The sequence below is a fragment of the Nostoc sp. S13 genome (assembly GCF_029379315.1).
Classification (GTDB): domain Bacteria; phylum Cyanobacteriota; class Cyanobacteriia; order Cyanobacteriales; family Nostocaceae; genus Nostoc.
In genome coordinates this window covers 1-4,564 of record NZ_JAQYWQ010000224.1, presented here as the reverse complement: position 1 = coordinate 4,564, position 4,564 = coordinate 1, and the positions used below count along the sequence as shown (strand labels likewise).

Genomic DNA, 4,564 nt, shown 5'->3' with positions numbered 1-4,564 from the left:
AAACCTCTCCGTATTCTCTCTTAGTCTTGTTCAGAAATCAAATAGGAGTCCTATATTTGGGTCAGAGTTTTGAGTCAGAGAACCTAAACCACTTGATAAATTCACTATTCGCCCTGCTGTTGACTTCTTTAAAAGTGGCAACAGCGTTTTTGTAACTGCAAATACTCCAAAGACATTTGTCTCGTAAGTGTGTCGCAGTGTTTCAATATCAACTTGACTAGGTGGAAGGCGATCGCCATCACTTAGTATCCCAGCATTGTTCACAAGGATGTCAAGTTTTCCGAATTCGCTCTCGATTTGTTTACTCGCAGAATCAATTGTTTTTTGGTCGATGACATCAAGTTGAATTGTTCGGGCATCGATTTGATTTAAACGAAGTTTATTCGCCGCTTCTTCACCGCGTCCTATATCTCTTGCACCAACAAGAACAGTCGCACCTCTAGAACCTAATTGGCGTGCAATCTCATACCCGATACCTTTGTTTGCACCTGTGATCAGCGCAATTTTGCCTTCTAAATCTTCTGACATTTTACTTCTCTATTTTGCTAAACATTGACAACCATTACTATAGCGGTTCTCAATTGCACGCAATACAGAGCACTCGTAGGGGCACAGCAATGCTCATTGGTGTCAATTTAACGTGAAAGCCTTGTTTCCAAGCCTCTGGCTGGAAATGCACCTCATCGCGGCTCTGCCGCAAGTCTTGAGGCGGCAGCCCTCTCGGAATGCATTAAGAGTCGGAGACTGGGAACGAGATAATCTCTAAAAGCTGCTTCTAGACTAACTTTCACGTTAAGTTGACACCAATGAGCTTTTTCTGTGCCCTTACCATGTGTTGCATCCAAACGAGAACTGCTATATCTTCGAGCAAGTCTAGTGTATAAGTAGTAATTGGCCGTCGTGTTTTCATTAGTAGTAATTCACACTTCAGATAGCGGTTGAGAAAATGTTTGCAGCGTACACTAACAATTGACTCAAAAATTCTTGGATAAAGTAGATATGCAAACCCAACAGCTTGGCAATTCGGAGCTTCACATTACCCCAATCGGGTTTGGAGCCTGGGCGATCGGTGGAGGTGGATGGGCTTTTGGTTGGGGAGCACAGGATGATCAGGAATCGATCGCAGCGATTAATCGCGCTCTCGACCTCGGCGTTAATTGGATTGACACCGCAGCTGTTTATGGTCTGGGGCATTCGGAGGAAGTTGTTGCTAAGGCGCTCAAAGGTCGATCTAATCGCCCCTACATTTTCACTAAATGCTCACTGATCTGGGATGAAAAGCGCAAAACTGGTAACAGCCTCAAGGCAGATTCTGTGCGTGGGGAAGTTGAAGCTAGTCTACGCCGACTCGACATTGAAACCATTGACCTCTACCAGATCCACTGGCCCAACCCTGACTCAGATATCGAAGAAGGCTGGACGACTCTGGCCAAGCTCAAGGATGAAGGCAAGGTACGCTATATCGGGGTTTCAAACTTCAATGTAGAACAGTTGAAACGTGCCCAGGAGATTGCACCAGTTACCTCATTGCAACCGCCTTATTCACTGGTTAAGCCCGATGTCGAAAAGGAGATTCTACCTTTTTGTCAGGAAAACAACATCGGTGTGATTGTTTATTCACCGATGCAATCTGGCTTGCTTACAGGAGCGATTACACCTGAGCGGGTTGCTAATTTCCCAGATGATGATTGGCGCAAAAACAATAGTGAATTTCAGGAGCCACGTCTATCTCGTAACCTGAAGTTAGTCGAGGTGTTGCAAGACATTGGTAAACAACACGATCGCTCGCCGGGTGAGGTGGCGATCGCTTGGACTTTAAACAATCCGGCGGTGACTGCGGCGATCGTTGGCGGACGCAATCCCAAGCAGGTGGAAGGAATTATCGGGGCTGGAGAATTTCGCCTCAATCAGCAAGAGCTAGATCAGATTGGTGCTTTCCGGCGCGAGAATCCTTGAAGAAGAATTCAGAATTCAGAATTCTGAATCCAGACGCTCGCGGACTCGCTAAGGCTGCGCTATTGGCCAGTCCTACAGAATTCATTCTGAATTCTGACTCCTGACTCCTGAATTCTTCTTAATAAAATCTTTCATGGGATTACGTAAACTTTGAATGGTAGCGATCGCATGTTTCGCCACAATATCAATTTGCTCTTGGCTATTAAACCGCCCAATACCAAACCGCACTGAGGCATAAGCTAGCTGTTCTGAATGTCCCAATGCTGTGAGAACATGGGAGGGTGCAGTGGTAGCCGACGAGCAAGCAGAACCAGATGAAACCGCCATTACTGGCTGCAATCCTAGCAAAAGTGCGGCTCCATCCACCCCCTCAACACTGATATTCAAGTTTCCCGCCAATCGCTCTTCAGGGTGTCCATTGAGATGAATTCCCTCAATTTGCTTCATCTGTTCCCACAAGCTTTGTCTTAACTGGGTAAGGCGTTGGGTTTCTGTTGCTTGTTCTGCAAAAGCGATTTCTACAGCTTTCCCCAAGCCGACAATTTGCGGTGTATACAATGTACCAGAACGCATCCCCCGTTCATGTCCGCCGCCGTGCTGCTGAGGAGCCAGTTGCACTCTGGGGTTGCGCCTGCGGACGTACAGCGCCCCAATGCCCTTTGGGCCATATACTTTGTGTGCAGTCAGCGACATCAAATCTATTTTCATCGCTTGCACATCCAAGGGAATTTTACCAATAGCTTGGGCGGCATCGGTGTGGAAAATGATATTGCGATCGCTTCCACCAAGCCCTAGCCCATCGCGGCACATTTCCCCAATTTCTGCCAAAGGCTGCAACACACCAATTTCGTTATTTGCAGCCATCACCGATACCAAAATCGTCTCAGGACGGAAAGCTTTTTTTAACTCAGTTAAATCAATTAATCCATCTTTTTGGACAGGGAGAATAGTAATTTCAAAACCGAGACTTTTTAAATAATTACAAGGATCAATAACTGCACTATGTTCAGTGACAACAGTAATAATATGCTGACCTTTTTTAAAATAAGCTTCGGCAACACCTTTAATAGCTAAATTATTCGCTTCTGTTGCACCACTCGTAAAAACAATTTCTTCTGGTGTGGCGTTAATTGCTGTTGCTAATATTTCCCGTGTTTGTTTGACAGCAGCTTCTGCTTCCCAACCGTAAACATGACTAATACTTGATGGGTTGCCAAAGTTTTCTGTGAAGTAGGGGAGCATTGCTGCTAGTACCCGTTCATCTACGGGTGTAGTCGCGTGGCAATCAAGGTATATAGGACGAATAGACATAATTTTTAACTCAAACTTTGACTCAAATTTTTTAATACACTTAGAACCTGATACAGTTCATTTTTTCTCCTCAACAGCGTAAATTCATCAGATAACGCATACTTTGGTATATTTTGTTTAGTCAGTTTTACAAAAATGAAATGACTACCATTTGTTACTAATCCAAAAGTAGGTTTGTCTTGATTGGGATTAGCCAACATATAAACAAGTGCTTGAGGTATGGCTTCTAAAAGAGAAAAACTAGACCTTTTAGATTCAATTACTAACAACCAAAATTGTTCTTGAATAACTAAAATATCAATTCTACCTCTAATAATTTCTCCTTCATCTTCCGCAGAAATTTCTATTGATTGTTCGCCTCTCATATAAAAAGGCTCATCATAAAATCCAGCTAAGTTGAGTAAAGGAGATAAAACTACTAATTTCACCGTTTCTTCTGACAAAGGAGGACGCTTGACTAAACGGAGAAAATGAAGTTTTATTCTGTCTAAATCTTGCTTTTCTAAATCTGTAATTTCCGGTAAATTCTCAACGGATTCTGTGAAGAATGCCTCATCTTCCGCTAGCTGTAGACTAAATCTTTCTTCCAAATAGGCAAGCCCGACATTTTGTGCTTGAATAAATTGAATCATAATTTATTTTAAACATACAGCATAACTATAGCAATCCGATTTGATTCTTGAACTTATTTGCGTAGGCAGGGAGTAGGGAATCAGCCCTTTCGAGTTGTACAGAGTTTTTTCAAAAATCAAATAGCAGTCCTATATTATAACACTGTTGCAGTATTAATCTAGATAGTAATATAAAAAATAATTAAATTAAAACTTGACTTAATTTTTTTAATATATTTACAACTTTGTATAATTCATTTTCGCGTCTATACAAAGTGAATCTATCAGATAAACCATAGATTAATTTATCTTGTTTGAGCAGTTTCATAAATTGGAAATCTTCGCCATTCATTACCAAGGAATATACAGGATGCTGAGGCTGAGGATTTGCTAGCATATAAGTTAGTGCTTGGGGAATTGCCTTTGCCAAGGAAAAACTAGACCTCTTAGATTCAATTATTAGTAACCATAACTTATCTTGGAGAACCAGGACATCAATTTTATCTTTGATAATTTCTTGAGTTTCTTCAGAATTTTCTTGATCATCAATGATAATTTCTTCACTAATTTCTACACTTTCTTCTGTAGCGATGTAAAAAGGATGACGATAAAAACTAGCCAAATCTATAGGAATCCTATTTGAGTTTTGAACAAGCTCCGTACATCTGAAGAGTGGCAAAGTCAAA

Annotated in this window: 5 protein-coding genes; 1 reads left to right on the top strand and 4 read right to left on the bottom strand. The window is 41.8% G+C overall.

Features of this window, described 5'->3' with window-relative positions; all coding sequences use genetic code 11:
• Window positions 1-30 precede the first annotated feature (30 nt).
• Window positions 31-528 carry an SDR family NAD(P)-dependent oxidoreductase gene (locus PUQ00_RS32410; protein WP_300424072.1) on the bottom strand — a complete coding sequence of 166 codons (498 nt, stop codon included), beginning with the start codon at window positions 526-528 and terminating at the stop codon, window positions 31-33.
• A 471-nt stretch (window positions 529-999) separates the two neighbouring features.
• Here PUQ00_RS32410 and PUQ00_RS32405 point away from each other — a divergent pair, with 471 nt between their 5' ends.
• Window positions 1,000-1,956 (top strand): aldo/keto reductase, encoded by a 957-nt coding sequence (locus tag PUQ00_RS32405; protein WP_300424070.1) that lies wholly within the window; start codon window positions 1,000-1,002, stop codon window positions 1,954-1,956.
• An 81-nt stretch (window positions 1,957-2,037) separates the two neighbouring features.
• Here the strand turns inward: PUQ00_RS32405 and PUQ00_RS32400 are convergent, their stop codons facing one another.
• The 3 genes from PUQ00_RS32400 to PUQ00_RS32390 form a co-directional block, all read right to left on the bottom strand.
• Window positions 2,038-3,267 carry an aminotransferase class V-fold PLP-dependent enzyme gene (locus PUQ00_RS32400; RefSeq protein WP_300424069.1) on the bottom strand — a complete coding sequence of 410 codons (1,230 nt, stop codon included), beginning with the start codon at window positions 3,265-3,267 and terminating at the stop codon, window positions 2,038-2,040.
• 5 nt (window positions 3,268-3,272) lie between these two features.
• A complete protein-coding gene (locus PUQ00_RS32395) occupies window positions 3,273-3,899 on the bottom strand; it encodes a restriction endonuclease subunit R (protein WP_300424067.1) in 627 nt (208 codons plus the stop codon).
• Between the two features lie 181 nt (window positions 3,900-4,080).
• Window positions 4,081-4,564, bottom strand: a 484-nt coding sequence (locus PUQ00_RS32390; RefSeq protein WP_366145981.1) for a type I restriction endonuclease, incomplete at its 5' end; no start/stop codon positions are given.